The organism is Plantactinospora alkalitolerans (assembly GCF_015690345.1).
GTDB classification, from domain to species: domain Bacteria; phylum Actinomycetota; class Actinomycetes; order Mycobacteriales; family Micromonosporaceae; genus Plantactinospora; species Plantactinospora alkalitolerans.
Genome location: NZ_JADPUN010000184.1, coordinates 16730 through 34405 on the forward strand (window position 1 = coordinate 16730; position 17676 = coordinate 34405).

Here is a 17676-nt window from a genome sequence, read left to right on the forward strand (position 1 = left end):
GGATTTCTGATCGGTGAAGCCGCTGACGCCGGGCCATTCGCCAGGTAGGCCGGTCGGGTCGATCCATCCGGGACGTGCTCCTGGTCGGGCACACCCTCGATGTCGAGGTGGGGCCAGCACGTGGCTAAGCGTTGTTTTTCGGCGCCTGCTACTCGGAGGCCGTCTGGTGAGGAGCTCCCGCGTACGGCACCGAAGGCTGGTTCAGTTCACATCACCGAGCTGATGGGCAGGCTGAAGGTCGACCACCCGGAGCAGTACCAGAAGCTTCTCGACCAGGCGTCGTCCGTGCTCCCCGCGACCTGATGGCATCGGCGTACGCCATGTTCCGGAGCTGGCAGCGCGACGGTACCTGGCAGCAGGTCCTCACCGCGTTGCAGGCCCGTGCCGACGCAGCCGGCAGGATCACCTGGGGCGTGTCCTCACCGTCCGCTACGAAGCCACCGTCCACCTCGCCGCCATCAACGAATGGCTCCGACCGATTTGATCCAACCCTGAGAGCCAGCATCGCAGTCGGCGATAGGGGCGGGGGTGAGAAGGTCCCGACGGGGGGATTGCCGCGATCCAGTCTGTCGCCGAGGTGGCGGCTCTGCGACCGGCCACCGGATGAGGTGGTAACATCGGGTGGCCGCAGGTTTACCACTCGTCCTCGGGCCGGTACATTTCCCGCCTCTGCTCGTCTGCGCGCGCAACAAGTTGATGACGGGGCAGATGATCCTGCGCCTGCCACCATTCCAAGGTGAAGCGGACCTCGCCCGCATTGACAACGAGCGGACCACGCTCGATCGGACGGAAGTACGTGTAGGGAACGCCCTGGCGGGCCAGAACCTTGTCCGGCGCCAGATTGGTGAGGACGCCATCGAGGGTGCCGTAGACGTGGCGGACATCCAATGCAGTGATGTCACGAATCGGAATCAGAACCAGGGGCCAGAGGTCGGCATCGTCGGCATCATCAACATCATCTGGAAGGGGCAACGGATCCTCAATCAGAGCCCGCACCACCCAGGCAGCCTCCCCGGTGGCCCGGCAAACCTCCTCCAGCGGCAGGCCCGCCCCAGCCGCGGCGACGGCGAGGCGCTCTGCCCGGCTGCGTCCGCGGGCATAATCCTTCGCCCGGGCCACGTCCGCTGCCCGACGAAGCCAGTAGGCACGATCGTCCTCGCCTGGCCCCAAGTCACCGAGACGAGGCGAAGCACGCCAGAGCCCTTCCGGGGGTGGGTCACCGAGATGATTCCAGCAACGACTCCCAGGGCCCGCCGGGGCAGTGTTGGGGCACCAACTGTGCCCGCACATCTCGACCACCCGCTGAGTACCGAGTTCGGGCACGAAGACCGTACATGCACGAAGGCGCGGGCCATGGTCGTCGATGGCGGTGAAGTAACGGATCCGGTCGCCCTGATCAGCCCGCTCGACCTGAAACGTCTTCAGCTCCCAGGCCGTGATGACATGGGTGGCGATCGCAATCGCAAGCGCGGGAAACGGCCGGAACGGGCGAGAAGCTCTCTCGTCCAGGGTCGGGATCTCCGCAATGGGCCTACGCGAATCGTCCTCGCCCAGATGACGTATCGCGGACGCAAGAAGTTGAGCGGCATCGACGAGGGCGGGGTCACCCGCGGTCATGACCTCTCCATTGCGCTAGGTGTCCCACTTCAACGCTCGCTCCGCCTGCGTTCACTGTCTACCCGAGCAGACCGACCAGCGACGCCGTCAGAGTAACGATCACTCGCGTGGAAGGCCGCTCAATATCGGGATCAGACGCTGCACCCGCCAACTTTGATCGGGGCCCTAGCTGGCGGCGTCGGGTTGCGGTGCCCCGGCAGAGGGTGGACCGGCCGACGCCGGGGTGGGCGGAGAGGGCGGTCACCGACTCGCCCCGGGTTTGGCGGCCGGGGGCGACGTCGAGCTGGTCGGCGATGGTCGCGCCGTTGGGGCGGTGGACGCCGGCGCACACGCTGGTGAGGATCTCCAGGAGAATGCCGCGGGCGTGTAGCTCGTCTTCGAGGAACACCAGCAGTTCCTTCATGGAGCGGGCGACCCGGTCCGGCTTGTAGATCACCAAGGTGTCGCCGGGCTGGAGCCGGTCGAGGGTGGCGCGCAGTTCCGGCCGGTCGCCGCGCGTGCTGGCGGTCTCCACTACCTCAGTTGCGGGACGGGTTTCGGGACCCGCCGACCCTGGTCAGACGCCGGTGGCCGCGACCCGCTGTCGACCGTCCGGAAACGACAATTACCGAGACACCCCGGCTCGGGAAGACATCAGCGGCCGGCGCCTGCGGTCCGCCGGGCCGCAGTGCCCGGAGTTCAGGACCGCGGGGCTGAAGCCCGCGATGCTGGAGGCGGCCGATGCCGTGAAGCCGTACCGGCCGCGTGCCGCTCCCGTAGCGCGGCCCTGCAAGCGGGCTAGCATCGGGTCCCATGATCGTTTGGCTCAACGGCACGCACGGTGCCGGCAAGACCACTACGAGCGCGCTCGTGCAGCAACTGATTCCGGACTCTCGGGTTCTCGACGCCGAGAAGGTCGGCGAGACACTCATGGACATCACGCCGGGCCTGCCGGAAACGGACAACTTCCAGCACTGGCCGCCGTGGCGACAACTCGTCGTCGAGACCGCCCACCGCGTACTCAGCTACACCGGCGGCACTCTGGTGATGCCCATGACCGTCCTGGTCGAGCAGTACTGGCGCGAGATCAGCACGGGCCTCGCCGGGCATGCCATCCCGGTACGACATTTCGTCCTCCACGCCGACCATGCCACTCTCCTCGGGCGCATCGAGGCCGAGCACGCCGTCCCCTCCCCGTTCCGTCTCAAGTACCTCGATCCCTACGCCGAGGCGGCCCGCACGTGGCTCCACGACGAGGCCGAGGTCGTCGACACCACGCATCTCACACCCGCCCAGGCCGCCCGGCAGATCGCAGACGCCGTCGGTTCGGCAGGACTCCGAGCGGGACCCTGATATCCGGCTGTGACGCGGGCAGGATCCCGGCCCGGCCCGGCACACGCGCCGACGGAGACGGCAGGTGGCGAGTCGGACCGGATCCGCATTCCTCTTCGGTTGCTCGGCCGAAGTCAGTGGGCGGGCTTGCCGAACCAGCGGGAAAGGTGGTTGTCCAGGTCCTGCTGATCGTCGCCGACCCAGCCGACGTAGCCGTCGGGGCGGAGCAGGACGCACGGAACATCCAGTACCGCAGTGGAATCTCCGAAATAATCGACCCGGTCCGACCAGCCGCCGACGGTCAGGCATTCGGTGCGGTCCAGCAGCAGGCCGCGACCGCGATGCAGCAGACCGTAGAGGGTGCCCTGTTTCACCGCGATGTCGGACAGGCGGCGGCCGAGCAGGTCAGGGCCTTCCCCGAAGTCGTAGCGGAGGCCGATCGCGGTGATCTTCTCGATCAGATGGCGGTTCACCTCGTCGAAGTCCATCAGTTCGGTGAGCAGCCTGCGTACGGCCTGCGCGCCCGGTTCGGTGGACGAGAGTTCCATCTGGGCACGGGTGTTGTCCAGCACGTCCGCGGCGACCGGATGACGTTCTGCCTGGTAGGTGTCCAGCAGTATTTCCGGCGCCCAGCCGTGGATCTGTGCGGCCAGTTTCCAGCCGAGGTTGAACGCGTCCTGAACGCCCAGGTTGACGCCCTGTCCGCCGATGGGTGGATGGATGTGTGCGGCATCGCCGGCCAGCAGCACCCGTCCGACCCGATAACGTTCGGCCAGCCGGGTGGCATCCCCGAAGCGGGACACCCAGCGCGGAGAGTGCACGCCGAAATCGGTTCCGGCGATGGTGCGCAACTGTTGTTTGAAATCCTCGAGGGTCGGCGGTTCCGCACGGTCGCTGACTCCCGCAGCGGGGACCACGACGCTGTAGACCCCTTCTCCGAAGGGCCGGAGCCAGAATCGCTGATGGGTCTCGCGGATTCCGGCCACCCTGGCGGTGATCTCCTCCTGCGGCACGCCCACTTCCATCTCGCCCATCAGCGTCTCGGTCCGTGAGGGCTCGCCGGGGAAGCCGACACCGAGCAGTTTACGCACCGTACTGCGCCCGCCGTCACAGCCGACGAGATAACGAGAACGCAGCCGCTCCCCGTCGGCCAGCTCGACGGTGACACCCTCGTCGTCCTGCTCGAAACCGGCCACGGCACAACCGTGCCGGACCTGCGCACCCAGCTCGATCGCATGTTCTTCGAGGAGGTGGACGATGACCGGCTGCGGGATGCCCAGCAGATAGGCGTACGCCGAATCCAGGCCCTCGGGCGCGGGTTTGTTGATGGCGGCGAAGAAGCCGCCGGCCGGACGCTGTCTTCCGCGTTCGAGAATGCGCTTCAGTAGTCCGCGCATTGCCATCAACTCGATACTGCGAATATGCAAACCGACAATGCGGACGAACGAGACGGGCTCGGTTTCCTTCTCCAGGACGAGTACCCGTACGTCGTGCAGCCGCAGTTCGGCGGCCAGGACGGCGCCAGTCGGCCCGCACCCGGCAATGATCACATCGAACGGAAGGGGCGCGCGGTCGGTGCCGGCGGCTGGTGATGGGAGTCCGGGAACGTCGCCCACGGAGAAGTCGCGCTGGACCGGATCAACCGAGGACGGCTCGGCGGTGGACTGCGGCAGGTGCATGAGTGTTGCCTTTCGGAAGTGCCTCGTTGGCGAGGCGCTCCCGGCGACACCTACGTCAATCGCCCGACCGTGACGGGAACGGGAGCACCCATTTCGATACAGCGTTCATGGGTCTCACCTCCTCGGGCGATGTCGCGGTCGACTGCAAGCTACAAGCCCCAACATCATCCCGTCCAGTCCTTTCCAGCCACGTGATCGCGACTCGAACGGGCCCGTGTCGTTGCAGGGCGAATCCCGGCGTGGCGGCCGGGCTGGTCATGGTCGACGGTCTGATCCTGGGTGCCAGCGCTGTCGGAGGCTCGTGGGTGCTGACCCGCACCGACTCAAGAGGATGTGAGCGGCTCAAGAGGATTTGACTGGTGTCAGCGGCTTTGACTGGCGTCGCCGATGCCTCCGTCGAGGCTGTCAGCAACCGGTTCGTCCTCTGCCGCGTCCATCGACGAGATCGCCCGGTTCATCCTCGACCCCGACGGGAGACACACGTCGTCGACCCGATGGTCACCGGTGCCGTCGGGTACGCGACCGTCGCGGGCTGACAGAAACCGGGCGGGCCGTCGCCCCGACGATCGCCTGCCCTCCCCGACCCAGGACCGTCCGTATCCGAGTAGATGCCGCCTGGTCGCTTTTGTGGGGTTCCCCCTAGAAACCTTTGTAGGGTTCCCACAACTCAGCGGCTCAGGGGCGTGCGATGCGGAACATGGCGTAGCCGGCCGTGATCCAGGAGGGTGTAGGTAGGTGCAGGCGACGGTCCGGGACCCGGACGTCGCCTTTCGTGCGTGTGTACTCGGGAGGCTCAGTCGGTGTTCAGTCGTGTCGCCATCGTCAACCGTGGAGAGGCCGCGATGCGACTCATCCACGCGGTGCGGGATCTTTCAGCGGAAACCGGGACGCGGATCGAGACGGTAGCCCTCTACACCGACGCCGACCGCACCGCGACCTTCGTCCGCGAGGCGGATGTCGTCTATCCGCTCGGCCCCGCCTCGGCCCGTCCGTACCTCAACCACGCCCTCCTGGAGCGCGCACTGGTGGAGACCGGGGCCGACGCCGCGTGGGTCGGCTGGGGTTTCGTCGCCGAGGACCCGGCGTTCGCCGAACTGTGCGAGAAGATCGGCGTCACCTTCGTCGGCCCGAGCGCGGAGGCGATGCGCAAGCTCGGCGACAAGATCGGCGCGAAGCTGATCGCCGAGGAGGTCGGCGTACCGGTCGCGCCGTGGAGCCGCGGTGAGGTCGCGACCCTGGCGGAGGCGCTGCGCGTCGGCGACGAGATCGGCTACCCGCTGATGCTCAAGGCGACCGCGGGCGGCGGCGGGCGCGGCATCCGGATGGTCGCCTCGTCGAAGGACCTGGCCGACGCCTACGAGCGCACCAGCCAGGAGGCGCTGCGTGCCTTCGGCTCCGGCGTGGTCTTCCTGGAACGTCTGGTCACCGGCGCCCGGCACGTCGAGGTGCAGGTCATCGCCGACGGGCAGGGTACCGCGTGGGCGCTCGGAGTCCGGGACTGCTCGGTGCAGCGGCGCAATCAGAAGATCATCGAAGAGTCCGCCTCGCCGGTGCTGAGTCCCGGACAGATTGCCGACCTGAAGGCATCGGCCGAGCGGCTGGCGCTGGCCGTCGGCTACCGGGGCGCCGGCACCGTCGAGTTCCTCTACCACCCCGGCGAGAAGCTGTTCGCCTTCCTGGAGGTCAACACCCGGCTCCAGGTCGAGCACCCGATCACCGAGATCACCACGAGCACCGACCTGGTCCGGCTGCAGTTGCACGTGGCCGGCGGCGGAAAACTGGAAGGCGCCCAACCGGGCGAGGCCGGCCATGCCGTCGAGGCCCGGCTCAACGCCGAGGATCCCGACCGCGACTTCGCGCCCGCCCCGGGCCGCATCGCGCGTCTGGTACTGCCCACCGGGCCCGGCATCCGCGTGGACACCGGTGTCAGCGAGGGCGACACCATCCCGGCCGACTTCGACTCGATGATCGCGAAGATCATCGCCTACGGTAATGACCGCGAGCAGGCGCTGGGCCGGCTGCGCCGCGCGATGGCCGAGACCACGGTGATCATCGAGGGTGGCACGACCAACAAGAGTTTCGTGCTCGACCTGCTCGACCAGCCCGAGGTGATCGACGCGAGTGCCGACACCGGCTGGATCGACCGGGTACGCGCCGAGGGCCGTCTGGTCAGTGGCCGGCACTCGGCGATCGCGCTGGCCGTCGCCGCGATCGAGGCGTACCAGGACGAGGAGGAGGTCAGCCGGCAGCGGCTGCTGGCCACCGCGCACGGCGGACGCCCGCAGGTGCAGCACGACTCGGACCGTCCACTGGACCTCAAGCTCCGGGGCGTCGCCTACCGGGTGAGCGTGTCCCGGGTCGGGCAGCAGCGTTTCCGCGTCGGCATCTCCGCCGGTGGTGAGACGCACCGGGCGGATGTCGAGGTCGAACGGTTCGACGAGCACAGCGGCCAGATCGTGATCAACGGCCGTCGGTTCCGGCTGGTGATGGCCACCCACGGACCGATCCACCTGGTCGAGGTCGACGGCGTCACGCACCGGATCAGTCGCGACGAGGGTGGTGTCGTCCGCTCCCCCGCTCCTGCGCTGGTGGTCGCGACGCCGCTTGCCGTCGGGGACGAGGTCGAGTCGGGCGCGCCGATCCTGGTGCTGGAGAGCATGAAGATGGAGACGGTGCTGCGCGCACCGTTCCGCGCCCGGATCCGTGAGTGCCCGGTTTCGGTGGGCAGTCAGGTCGAGACCGGCGCGCCGTTGATGTGGCTGGAGCCGCTGGCCGATGGAGTCGTCGAGCAGGCGGAGTCGGCCACCGAGACCGTCGAGATCGAGCTGCCGGCGGAGCCCGTGGCGGCATCCGCGGCGCAGCGGGCCGAGCGCGGCCTGCAGGACCTGCGCAGCCTGCTGCTCGGCTTCGACGTCGACCCGCACGACCGCAAGCGCGTGCTGTCGGGCTACCTGGCCGCGCGCGCCGCGCTGGGCGGGCGGCCGCTCGAAGGCGAGCTGGACCTGCTGACGGTGTTCGCGGACCTGCTGGAACTGAGCCGCAACAAGCCGGGCACGAAGTTCGAGGTGGAACCGGGCAGCCCGGTACACAGCCCGCGCGAGTACTTCCACAGCTACCTGCAGAGCCTCGACGTCGAACGCGCCGGCCTCACCGAAGGGTTCCAGGCGAAGCTGAAGCAGGTGCTCGGGCACTACGGCATCGCCGATCTGGACCGTACCCCGGAACTGGAGGCCGCGGTCTTCCGGATCTTCCTGGCCCAGCAGCGGATGCCCGCCGACGTCGCGGTCATGTCGGAGCTGCTGCGGCAGTGGCTCGCCGGAGCGCCGCCGTTGGAGTCGCTGAGCGAACGGGCCGGGCTGACGTTGGAGCACCTGATCGAGGCCACCCAGGTGCGGTTCCCCGCGGTGGCGGACCTGGCCCGCGGTGTGGTGTTCCGCTGGTTCGCCCAGCCGCTTCTGCGTCGCACCCGTGCCAACGTCTACGCCGCGGTGCGCAAGGATCTGCGGTACCTGGACCGCAACCCGGACGCGCCGGACCGCGCCGCGCGGATCCAGGCCATGGTGGCCAGCTCCGAGCCGCTGGTCCGGTTGATCGGCCAGCAGATCGGGCGGCCCGGCCGGGACCACGCGCCGCTGCTGGAGGTGCTGACCCGTCGCTACTACGGCAACCGCGGACTGTCCGCGGTCACCGCGCTGGAGAGTGCGGGCTGCCGGTTCGTCACCGCCGAGCACCGCGGTTCGGGCGGCGTGACCCGGGTGGTCACCACCGCCGTCGACATCGCCGCCCTGCGCGACGCCATCGGCGCGGTCGGCACGTTCGCGGTCGGCACGTTCGCCGCCGAGCACGGTGTGGTCGCCGACCTCTACGTCACCTGGGAGGGGCAGCCGGACGCCGACGCGATGGCGGTCCGGCTCGGGCAGCTCCTCGCCGAGCACCCGCTGCCCGCGGCCGTCCGCCGGATCACCACCACCGTCGCCGGCACCAGCGGCGCGGTGATGCACCACCACTTCACCTTCCGGCCCGACGGTACGGGCCTGGCCGAGGACCGGCTGATCCGTGGCCTGCACCCGCAGATCGCGCACCGCCTGCAGCTACAGCGGTTGCGTGAGTTCGACCTCACCCGGCTCCCGTCGGCGGACGAGGAGATCTACCTGTTCAAGGCCGTCGCGAAGAGCAACCCGGCAGACGAGCGGCTCGTCGCGATGGGCCAGGTCCGCGACCTGACACCGCTGCGCGAGGCCGACGGCCGACTGGCCGCGCTGCCCGCGGTGGAGGACACGATCACCGCGTGCCTCGACGCGATCCGCAACATCCAGGCGCAACGCCCGCACAACAAGCGGTTCGACACCAACCGGATCATGATGTACGTCTGGCCGTCGACCGAACTGACCACCGACGAGCTCGACACCCTGGTCCAGCGGATCCTGCCGACCACGGCGGGCGCGGGGCTGGAGGAGGTCCAGTTCCTCGCCCGCCAGCGCACCACCACCGGCGAGCTGACCGAGGTCGCCGTGCGGATCACCCTCGACCCGGGCCACGGCGCGCGCCTGCACGTCGGCCAGCCCTCGACGGAACTGGTTCGGCCACTGGACGACTACCGCCAGAAGGTGCTGCGCGCGGCCCGACGCGGAAACGTCTACCCGTACGAGCTGACGGGGCTGCTCGCCGGGGCGCAGGGCAGCTTCGTCGAGCACGACCTCGACGACCGGGGCGTACTCGTACCGGTGGACCGGCCGAAGGGCAGGAACACCGCCGCGATCGTCGCGGGCGTCGTCACGACACCGACCGTACGGCATCCCGAGGGCGTCACCCGGGTGGTGCTGCTCGGCGACCCGACGAAGGCGCTGGGCGCGCTGTCGGAACCGGAGTGTTCACGGGTGATCGCCGCACTGGACCTGGCCGAGCGGATGCGGGTTCCGCTGGAGTGGTTCGCGCTCTCGGCCGGCGCGCGGATCTCGATGTCCTCGGGCACCGAGAACATGGACTGGGTCGCGGCCGCGCTCAAGCGGATCGTCACCTTCACCCAGAACGGCGGCGAGATCAACATTGTGGTCGCCGGGATCACCGTCGGCGCCCAGCCGTACTGGAACGCCGAGGCGACGATGCTGATGCACACCAAGGGCATCCTGGTGATGACCCCGGATTCGGCGATGGTGCTCACCGGCAAGCAGTCGCTGGACTTCTCCGGCGGCGTGTCGGCCGAGGACAACTTCGGCATCGGCGGCTACGACCGGGTGATGGGCCCGAACGGCCAGGCGCAGTACTGGGCGCCCAACCTGCCGGCCGCCCGCGACGTGCTGATGACGCACTACGACCACACCTACGTCGCGCCCGGCGAGTCGGCGCCCCGCAGGGCGGGCACCAACGACCCGCTCGACCGCGACGTCTCCGCGTTTCCGCACGCGATCGTCGGCAGCGACTTCGCGTACGTCGGCGAGATCTTCTCGGCCGAGCACAACCCGGACCGGAAGAAGCCGTTCGACATCCGTACGGTGATGCGTGCGCTGTCCGACCAGGACCACCCGGTGCTGGAGCGGTGGGCCGGGATGGCCGACGCCGACACCTCGGTCGTGCAGGACGTGCACATCGGTGGCTGGTCGGTCTGCCTGGTCGGGATCGAGTCGCGGTCGGTACCCCGACGCGGCTTCCCGCCCACCGACGGACCGGACACCTACACCGCGGGCACGCTGTTCCCGCAGTCGTCGAGGAAGACCGCGCGGGCGATCAACTCGGCGTCCGGAAACCGGCCGCTGGTGGTGTTGGCGAACCTGTCCGGGTTCGACGGCTCACCGGAGTCGATGCGGAAGCTCCAGCTCGAGTACGGCGCGGAGATCGGCCGGGGGATCGTCAATTTCGACGGACCCATCGTGTTCTGTGTGATCTCCCGCTACCACGGCGGCGCGTTCGTGGTGTTCTCCAAGGCGCTCAACCCGAACATGACCGTACTGGCGCTCGAGGGGTCGTTCGCCTCGGTGCTCGGCGGCGCCCCGGCGGCGGCCGTGGTGTTCTCCGGTGAGGTGAACAACCGCACCGTGACCGATCCGAGGGTGACGGAACTGCAGACGCAGGTCTCGGCGGCCAGTGGTGCCGAGCGGGCGGCGCTGAACGCCCAGCTCGCCGAGATGCAGTCCGCCGTCCGGGCGGAGAAGCTCGGCGAGGTCGCCGCCGAGTTCGACCGGGTGCACAGTATCCAGCGCGCGGTCGAGGTCGGCTCGGTCGACGCGATCATCAGCGCCGCCGAACTGCGGCCCCGGATCATCGAGGCGATCGAGCACGGTATGAAGGGCTGGCACCGGGGTTAGCGCGCCGGGGTACGGAAGGTGCGTGGGACCGGCGGCAAATTGGTTAGCGACGCCGGTCCCGGGATGCGATTGTTGCCGGATGCCCCAACCGGTTCTGCGCACCGCCCGCCTGCTGATGGTCCCACTTGCCGACAGGCACCTCGAGCTGGAAGTCCAGCTCGACTCCGATCCGGAGGTGCTTCGCTACATCAGCGGCCGGGCGCGCGCCAGGGACGAGGTGGTCGCATCCCATGCGCAGCGGATGGCCCAGGCAGGCAAGGTGGACGGCCTGGGTTTCTGGATGGCGTTCGGGTCCGATGGCGGCGCGGCTGGCTCGACGTCGCCGGCGCGGGAGGACGAGGGCGAGTTCGTTGGGCTCATGATGCTTCCGCCGGCGCACGGCCCCGACCAACCTGACGACCCCACCGTCACCGACCTGGGCTACCGCCTCGTCCGCCGGTACTGGCGGAAGGGCCTGGCCAGCGAGGCATCCCGGGCCCTGCTACGGCACGCCTTCGACACCGTCGGGCAGAGCCGGGTGATCGCCCAGACGATGGCGGTGAACACCGGGTCCCGCGGCGTGATGGCGGCCATCGGCATGCGGTACGCGCGCACGTACTTTCCTTCCTTCGACGACCCGCTGCCGGGGGCGGAGCTGGGCGAGGTCGAGTACGAGATGACCCGCGGGATGTGGGAGGCGTCTCGTGGCGCTCGCTGAGGCACGGTCGCGCCGCCGCGGACCGGAGTTGCGGTGACCGGGTGCCCCCGGCAAGGCGTACCGGGCGTTCGGCCGGCGTTCGGCGTCATCCGGCGAGCGTCACCGTTCCGGCCGCTCCGTCGATCGTGACGAGCTGACCGGTCCGGATCTTCTCGGTGGCGTCCGGCACGCAGATCACGGCGGGGATGCCGTACTCGCGGGCCACCGTGGGGCCGTGTGCCATCGCGGCACCGGTCTCGGTCACCAGTCCGCCGGCGGTCAGGAACAGTGGCGTCCAGCCGGGATCGGTGGTCGCGGCGACCAGGATCTCGCCGGGCTCGATGTGCGCGGTGGCGGGGTCGTGCACCACCCGGGCGGGTCCGGTGGCCGTACCCGATGCCGCCCCGACCCCGCGCAGCGTGCCGTCCCCGGACGGCGCCACCGGGATCAGGGCCTCGACGTCGGTGCCGTCGGTCAGCAGGGCGACCGGAACCCGGCGGCGGCGCACTTCCCGCTGGTGCACCGCCCGGCGGTCGGCGACCAACGCCCGGTGGTCGATCCGCTGCTCCACGATGGCACGCGCCTCGGCGAGGGTCAGGAACATGATGTCGTCGGCGTGCGCCAGCAGCCCCTGCCCGGCGAGTTCGGCGCCGACCAGCAGCAGCTGCCGGCGGGTCTCACGCAGCGGGTACAGGCCGGCGAACTTGCCCGCCTCCCGGAGGCCGGTCAGCACCCGGGCCCGGCGCAGGAGGAACCCGGCGAGCCGGCCACGGACCGGCCGTTGTCGGCGGGCCCGCTGGGCGAGTTCGGCGAGTTTCTCCTCCGCCGCCGCCCCGGCGCGCGCGAACCGCCGGTCCGGCGCCTGCTCCGGATCGGTGACCCGCAGATAGTTCGCGATCATGGCGAAGACCGGTGTCGGGTCCTCGGCCCAGCGCGGTACGCCGATGTCGACCTCGGCGGCGGCACGGTGGCCGTACGCGTCGAGGAAGGCCGCCAGGCCGATGTCCGGCAGCGTGCCGGCGAGGTAGCTCGCGGCGAGTTCGTCCGGTGGAGTCTTCAGCAGCAGGTCGCGGTGTTCGGTGGCGTTTTCGGCCAGCCGCCACAGGGACAGGTCCATCTCGATGGTGACGTTGTGAGGCATGCCGCCGAGGACGGTGTTGACCTCCGCCTTGCTGGCGATCCCCTTGAGCAGTTCCGGTGGCACCGCCGCCACGAGGATGCCGGCGACGATCGGCCAGATGATCGCGTCGTACCGGCTGGACGGGTCCTGGGCCTCGATGAAGTCGAGTCGCTTGGCGGCCGTGTCCACTCCGGCGGGGGCGACGGAACGCTGCCTGAGCTGTTCGATCTCGCGGAACAGCCGGGTACGCGCCGCGTCCGGCCGGGCCAGCGCGCGGAGAACCCCGGCCACCGCCCGCGGGGCGGTCCGCAGCACCGAGCCGAGCGACGCGTTCATCCCGGCCGGGTTGCCGGGCAGCGGCGAGAACCGGGGGTCGGTCAGGATGTGCTCGACCACCGCCTGGGCGCGGGGACCGAAGTCCACCGCCATCAGCTTCACCAGCCTCTTCCGGGTCGACCTGCCGCGTACCAGGTCGGTCAGGTCGCCGTAGAGGCGCCCACCGATGTCGACGATGTCGGCCCTGATGCCGAACGATCCGAGCATCTCCGCCAGCATCGTCTTCAGCGTCGACATCCCCATCGGGGTGACCGGGGCGAGCATGCCCTGCACGTGGCCGAACTCCAGGTAGATCCGGGGTAGCGGCCGGTCGGTCTGCGGCGGCAGCGGGAACAGCGTGGTGATCGGTCGGGACTGGAGCAGCCACAGCGTGCCGTCGTGGTCGATCGCCCATTCGACGTCCTGTGGGCACCCGAAGTGGTCCTGGATTCGCTGTCCGACCTGCCGCAGCTCGGCCAGCTGCTCCGGGGTCAGGCAGCCGCGCTCGTCGTACCGGGTGCCGTCGAGGACGTAGTGGTCGGCCACGACGGTGCCGTCGACGACGGCGGTACCGAGGCCGGGGGCGGCGTCGACGACCATCTCGGTGCGGCAGCCGGTGATCGGGTTCGCGGTGAACATCACCCCGGCGACGGTGGGGTCGACCATGCGCTGCACGACGACGGCCATCCGTACCGTGTCGTGGTCGATGTCGTTGGCCTCGCGGTAGGCGACGGCCCGCTCGGCGTGCAGGGAGTTCCAGCATCGACCGATGGCGTCGACGAGTTCGTCGGCACCGGTGACGTGGAGGAAGGTGTCCTGTTGGCCGGCGAAGCTGGCGTGCGGCAGGTCTTCCGCGGTCGCGCTGGAGCGGACCGCGACGGGCCCACCGCCGAGTCGCTGGTACGCCGCGACGACCTCGGCCTCCGGGATCACGCCGAGCTGGTGTGCGGCCGTGGTCAGGCAGAAGCCGTCCGGGACGCGTTCGCCCATCCGGATCAGCTCGCCGAGCCCGGTGGCCTTGCCGCCGACCAGATCCACCATGCCGGCGCCTGTCGCGGCCAGTGCGATCACGTTCATCCCGGACTCCCCTCTTTTACAATACGACTGCAATGTACGGCTGCCGACACCCCATGTCAATACGACTGCAATGTAAAGTGGTCCTGTGCCCAGGAGAGTCGACCACCACGCGCGCCGGAAGCAGCTCGCCGACGCCCTGATGAGCCTCGCCGCCACCCAGGGCCTGGAGGCCGTCAGCCTCCGGCACGTCGCGGCCGAGGCCGGCGTGTCCACCGGCATGGTGCAGCACTACTTCCGCACCAAGGACGAGATGATGATCTTCGCGCTGGACATGGTCATGCAGAACGTCCAGGCCCGGTCCACCGCCGAGGCGACCTCGGCGCGGCCCACCGGACCCGGCGGCATCGTCCGGACGCTGCTGCTGCAGATCCTGCCGCTGGACGAACTCCGACGACTCGAGAACCACGTCGTCCTGGCGTTCCTCGCCTACGCCGCCGTCAAACCGGCCATCGCCGAGGGCCTACGGGGAAGCGTCGGCCAGATGCGGAGCTTCGTCGCGGAGCAGATCCGGGCCGCGCAGGAGAATTCCGACAGCGCACTGCGGATCGACCCCGACCACGCGGCGATGGGCCTGCTCGCCCTCGTCGACGGGCTCGGCATCCAGGTCCTCGGCCAGCACTACTCCCCCGACGAGGCGGTCGCCGTCCTCGACACGCACCTCCGGCTCCTGTTCGGCGCCGCCGACGACGCGCCGGAGCCCGGCGACACCACCGATCGGACCCCGTCGACCCGAGCGTGAACTGCCGGTCCGGACCCGCCGACACCCCTGCGGCCGACCCGGCCCCGCCCACGATCCCCGTACGCTACGACAACGCGCGCCGGACGGACCGGTGCCGGAGAGAATGAGGTTGATCGGTGTCGACCCGGATGGCGGTCCTCGGAGCCGGATCCTGGGGGACCGCCTTCGCGATGGTCCTCGCCGACGCCGGATCCCGGGTCACGCTCTGGGGGCGCCGCCCCGAACTGGTGGACGCCGTCAACCGCACACACACCAATCCGGACTACTTCCCCGGAATCGAACTTCCGACCGGGATCACCGCGACGACGGATCCGGTGGCGGCCATCGCCGGTGCCGAGTTCGTGGTGCTCGCGGTGCCGTCACAGACCCTCCGGGCGAACCTGGCCGCCTGGGCTCCCCGGATCGCCCCGGACACCGTGCTGGTGAGCCTGATGAAGGGCGTCGAACTCGGCACCGCCAAGTTGATGAGCGAGGTCATCGCGGAGGTCACCGGTGCCGGCCCGAACCGGATCGCCGTGGTGTCCGGACCCAACCTGGCGCCCGAGATCGTCCGTCGGGAGCCCGCCGCGGGGGTGGTGGCCTGCCGGGACGAGACCGTCGCCGAACTGCTCCAGCATGCCTGCCACACCGCCTACTACCGCCCCTACACCAACGTCGACGTGGTGGGCTGCGAGGTCGGCGGGGCGGTGAAGAACGTCATCGGCCTGGCCGTCGGCATCGCCGAGGGAATGGGGCTCGGCGACAACACCAAGGCGTCGCTGATCACCCGGGGTCTGGCCGAGACCGCCCGCCTCGGCCTGGCGATGGGCGCCGACCCGCTCACCTTCGCCGGCCTGGCCGGCATGGGCGACCTGGTCGCGACCTGCTCCTCGCCGCTGTCCCGCAACCACACCTTCGGTGCGAACCTGGGGCGGGGCATGACGGTGGCCCAGACCATCGCCGCGACCCGGCAGACCGCGGAGGGGGTCACCTCCTGCCGGGCGGTGCTGGACCTCGCCCGACGTCACGGCATCGACATGCCGATCGCCCAGATGGTCGTCGACATCGTGCACGACGAAAAGCCGCCCCCGCTCGTCGTGAAGGAGCTGATGTCGCGATCGGCGAAGCCCGAACGCCGATGACCCACCTCCGGGTCGTCCGAAGGTCGGCTAGCGCCTGACGCAGACGTAGCTGGCGTAGGTGGCCGGATGCCGACTTGCGTCGACCTCGGCGATCCGGAAACCGGCCTTCTCCAGCATCGGCTCCAGCAGCCAGCTGAAGGTGCTGTGTTCCTCGCGTACGTGGGTGGCGAGTTCGGCCCGGGTCCAGCCGTCGGCGGCGGATCCGGCCGCCGAGGCCAGCCAGGTCTCCAGCTCCCCCGCCGTCTGGGCCGGATCGAAGGTGTAGACCAGGTCGCGGAGCAGCAGCACCCCACCCGGCCGCAGGATGTCGGCGATCCGGACGAGGGCGATCGCCTTCCAGAAATCGGGCAGCTGGTGCAGCGCGTGTCGGCTGTAGACGAAGTCGGCGGCCCGCCCCTGGTGAACGTAGCTCAGGAAACCGGCCTGCACGATCTCGACGTTGGTCAGCCCGGCGCGGGCGGCGTCCTCTCGTAGCCGACCGAGCATCGCCGTCGAGACGTCCACGGCGACGAGGCGCCGGCAGATCCGCGCGGCGGCCAGGGGAAGGCGGCCGGTACCCGACCCGAGGTCGACAAGTGTGCTGTCCGCGTCGAGCCCGAGCCGGCACAGGGTGTCGAGATCAGCCTGCGGATCGTGCCCGGCCTTCCGGTCGTAGCCGGCGACGTATCCCGGATCCAGATGCTCGTTCCCGGCGTGCGCCAGCTCGTCGAGCCACCAGTCGGGCTGTCCGCCGGCGCCGTTCGGCCGTTCCGACACCTCCGCCACGCTCCTCCGCCTCGACCCGGTCGCCGCCGTCGCTCCCCGCGACGACGGCCCCATTATGATCTACCGGGGCCGTACCGGGCCCGGCAATTACCCGACGGCGACCTCACCCCCGGCTGGAGCGGACGAGCCGCGGAAACCGGCCCCGGCCCGGCACTAGACTTCCCCGGCGATGGACAACCAGAACCCCACCAGCGATCTCCAGGCCGAAAGTCGACCCTGCGCCCACTGTGGACGGCCGGTTCCGCAGCGGGCGGCCGCCGGGCGACCGTTCCGGTACTGCCGCGACAACGACGGCGCCTGTCAGCGGGCATCCCGTAACCAGCGGATGCGGCACCGTAACGCCCCCGGGCTGGCCGGGCAGGTGGCCAGGACCTGGGAGGTCGTCGACCGGCTGGACCAGATGGCCGACGCGCTCAGCGAGGCGCTGCACGCCGAACTGTCGCCGGCCGGGGTGGAACGGCAGGTAGCCGAGGTTCGGGCCGAGGCGGCCAGCCAGATCGCCGCGGCGCAGACCGAACGGGACGAGGCCCGCCACGCGGCCGAGGCCGCGGCGGTCACCCTACGCCAGGCGCAGCAGGCCGCCGCCGAGGCGGTCGCCGAACGGGCCACCGCCCGCCAGGAGTCCGAGCGGGCCACCCGGACCGTCGAACAGGGCCGCGCCGAGACCAGCGCCGCCCTCGCCGCCCGGGACGCGGCGCGGCAGGCGGAGAGCGCGGCGGTCGCCCTGCGTACCCAGGCCGAGCAGGATCGCGACGGAGCCCGCCGGGACCTGCGCGCGCTGCGTGCCGAGGCGGACACCGACCGGCGGCAGCTGGCCGAGGTCACCCGGGAGCGGGACACGGCACGCGCGGAAGCCGACCGGGCCACCCGGTCGGCGGCCGAGGCGGTGACCCAGGCCGAACGGTTCCGGACCATGGCCGCCGAAGCCCGGACCATGGCCACCGAAGCCCGGAC

10 protein-coding genes and 1 pseudogene are annotated in these 17676 nt (G+C 70.1%); 6 read left to right on the forward strand and 5 right to left on the reverse strand.

What is annotated here, in order from left to right; all coding sequences use genetic code 11:
• Positions 1–633 precede the first annotated feature (633 nt).
• Positions 634–1617, reverse strand: coding sequence for a hypothetical protein (locus I0C86_RS19800; RefSeq protein WP_196202749.1), 984 nt, complete (start codon positions 1615–1617; stop codon positions 634–636).
• 58 nt (positions 1618–1675) lie between these two features.
• Positions 1676–2131, reverse strand: coding sequence for a recombinase family protein (locus I0C86_RS19805; protein ID WP_196202750.1), 456 nt, complete (start codon positions 2129–2131; stop codon positions 1676–1678).
• A 278-nt stretch (positions 2132–2409) separates the two neighbouring features.
• On the opposite strand from I0C86_RS19805, the gene I0C86_RS19810 reads away from it, so the two are divergent.
• On the forward strand, positions 2410–2949 hold the full coding sequence (locus tag I0C86_RS19810; protein ID WP_196202751.1) for an AAA family ATPase: 540 nt from the start codon (positions 2410–2412) through the stop codon (positions 2947–2949).
• A 113-nt stretch (positions 2950–3062) separates the two neighbouring features.
• On the opposite strand, the gene rox is transcribed toward I0C86_RS19810, so the two are convergent.
• The gene (gene rox / locus I0C86_RS19815) at positions 3063–4544 is read right to left on the reverse strand and encodes a rifampin monooxygenase (protein WP_323373734.1); all 1482 of its coding nucleotides are present in this window, start codon (positions 4542–4544) and stop codon (positions 3063–3065) included.
• Positions 4545–5407: 863 nt separating this feature from the next.
• Here rox and I0C86_RS19820 point away from each other — a divergent pair.
• Positions 5408–10909 (forward strand): ATP-binding protein, encoded by a 5502-nt coding sequence (locus I0C86_RS19820; protein WP_196202753.1) that lies wholly within the window; start codon positions 5408–5410, stop codon positions 10907–10909.
• 79 nt (positions 10910–10988) lie between these two features.
• Positions 10989–11606, forward strand: a complete 618-nt coding sequence (locus I0C86_RS19825) for a GNAT family N-acetyltransferase (protein ID WP_196202754.1) — start codon at positions 10989–10991, stop codon at positions 11604–11606.
• A gap of 85 nt (positions 11607–11691) precedes the next feature.
• Here I0C86_RS19825 and I0C86_RS19830 read toward each other — a convergent pair whose 3' ends face one another.
• The gene (locus tag I0C86_RS19830) at positions 11692–14097 is read right to left on the reverse strand and encodes a PEP/pyruvate-binding domain-containing protein (protein ID WP_196202755.1); all 2406 of its coding nucleotides are present in this window, start codon (positions 14095–14097) and stop codon (positions 11692–11694) included.
• Between the two features lie 85 nt (positions 14098–14182).
• On the opposite strand from I0C86_RS19830, the gene I0C86_RS19835 reads away from it, so the two are divergent.
• Entirely contained in the window at positions 14183–14836 is a 654-nt protein-coding gene (locus I0C86_RS19835; RefSeq protein WP_196202756.1) for a TetR/AcrR family transcriptional regulator, read from the forward strand.
• A gap of 116 nt (positions 14837–14952) precedes the next feature.
• The gene (locus tag I0C86_RS19840) at positions 14953–15957 is read left to right on the forward strand and encodes an NAD(P)H-dependent glycerol-3-phosphate dehydrogenase (protein WP_323373735.1); all 1005 of its coding nucleotides are present in this window, start codon (positions 14953–14955) and stop codon (positions 15955–15957) included.
• A gap of 27 nt (positions 15958–15984) precedes the next feature.
• On the opposite strand, the gene I0C86_RS19845 is transcribed toward I0C86_RS19840, so the two are convergent.
• Positions 15985–16713: a class I SAM-dependent methyltransferase gene (locus I0C86_RS19845; RefSeq protein WP_323373736.1), complete on the reverse strand. Its 729-nt coding sequence runs from the start codon at positions 16711–16713 to the stop codon at positions 15985–15987.
• A 178-nt stretch (positions 16714–16891) separates the two neighbouring features.
• On the opposite strand from I0C86_RS19845, the pseudogene I0C86_RS19850 reads away from it, so the two are divergent.
• Positions 16892–17676: pseudogene (locus I0C86_RS19850) on the forward strand (hypothetical protein); the annotation flags it as partial.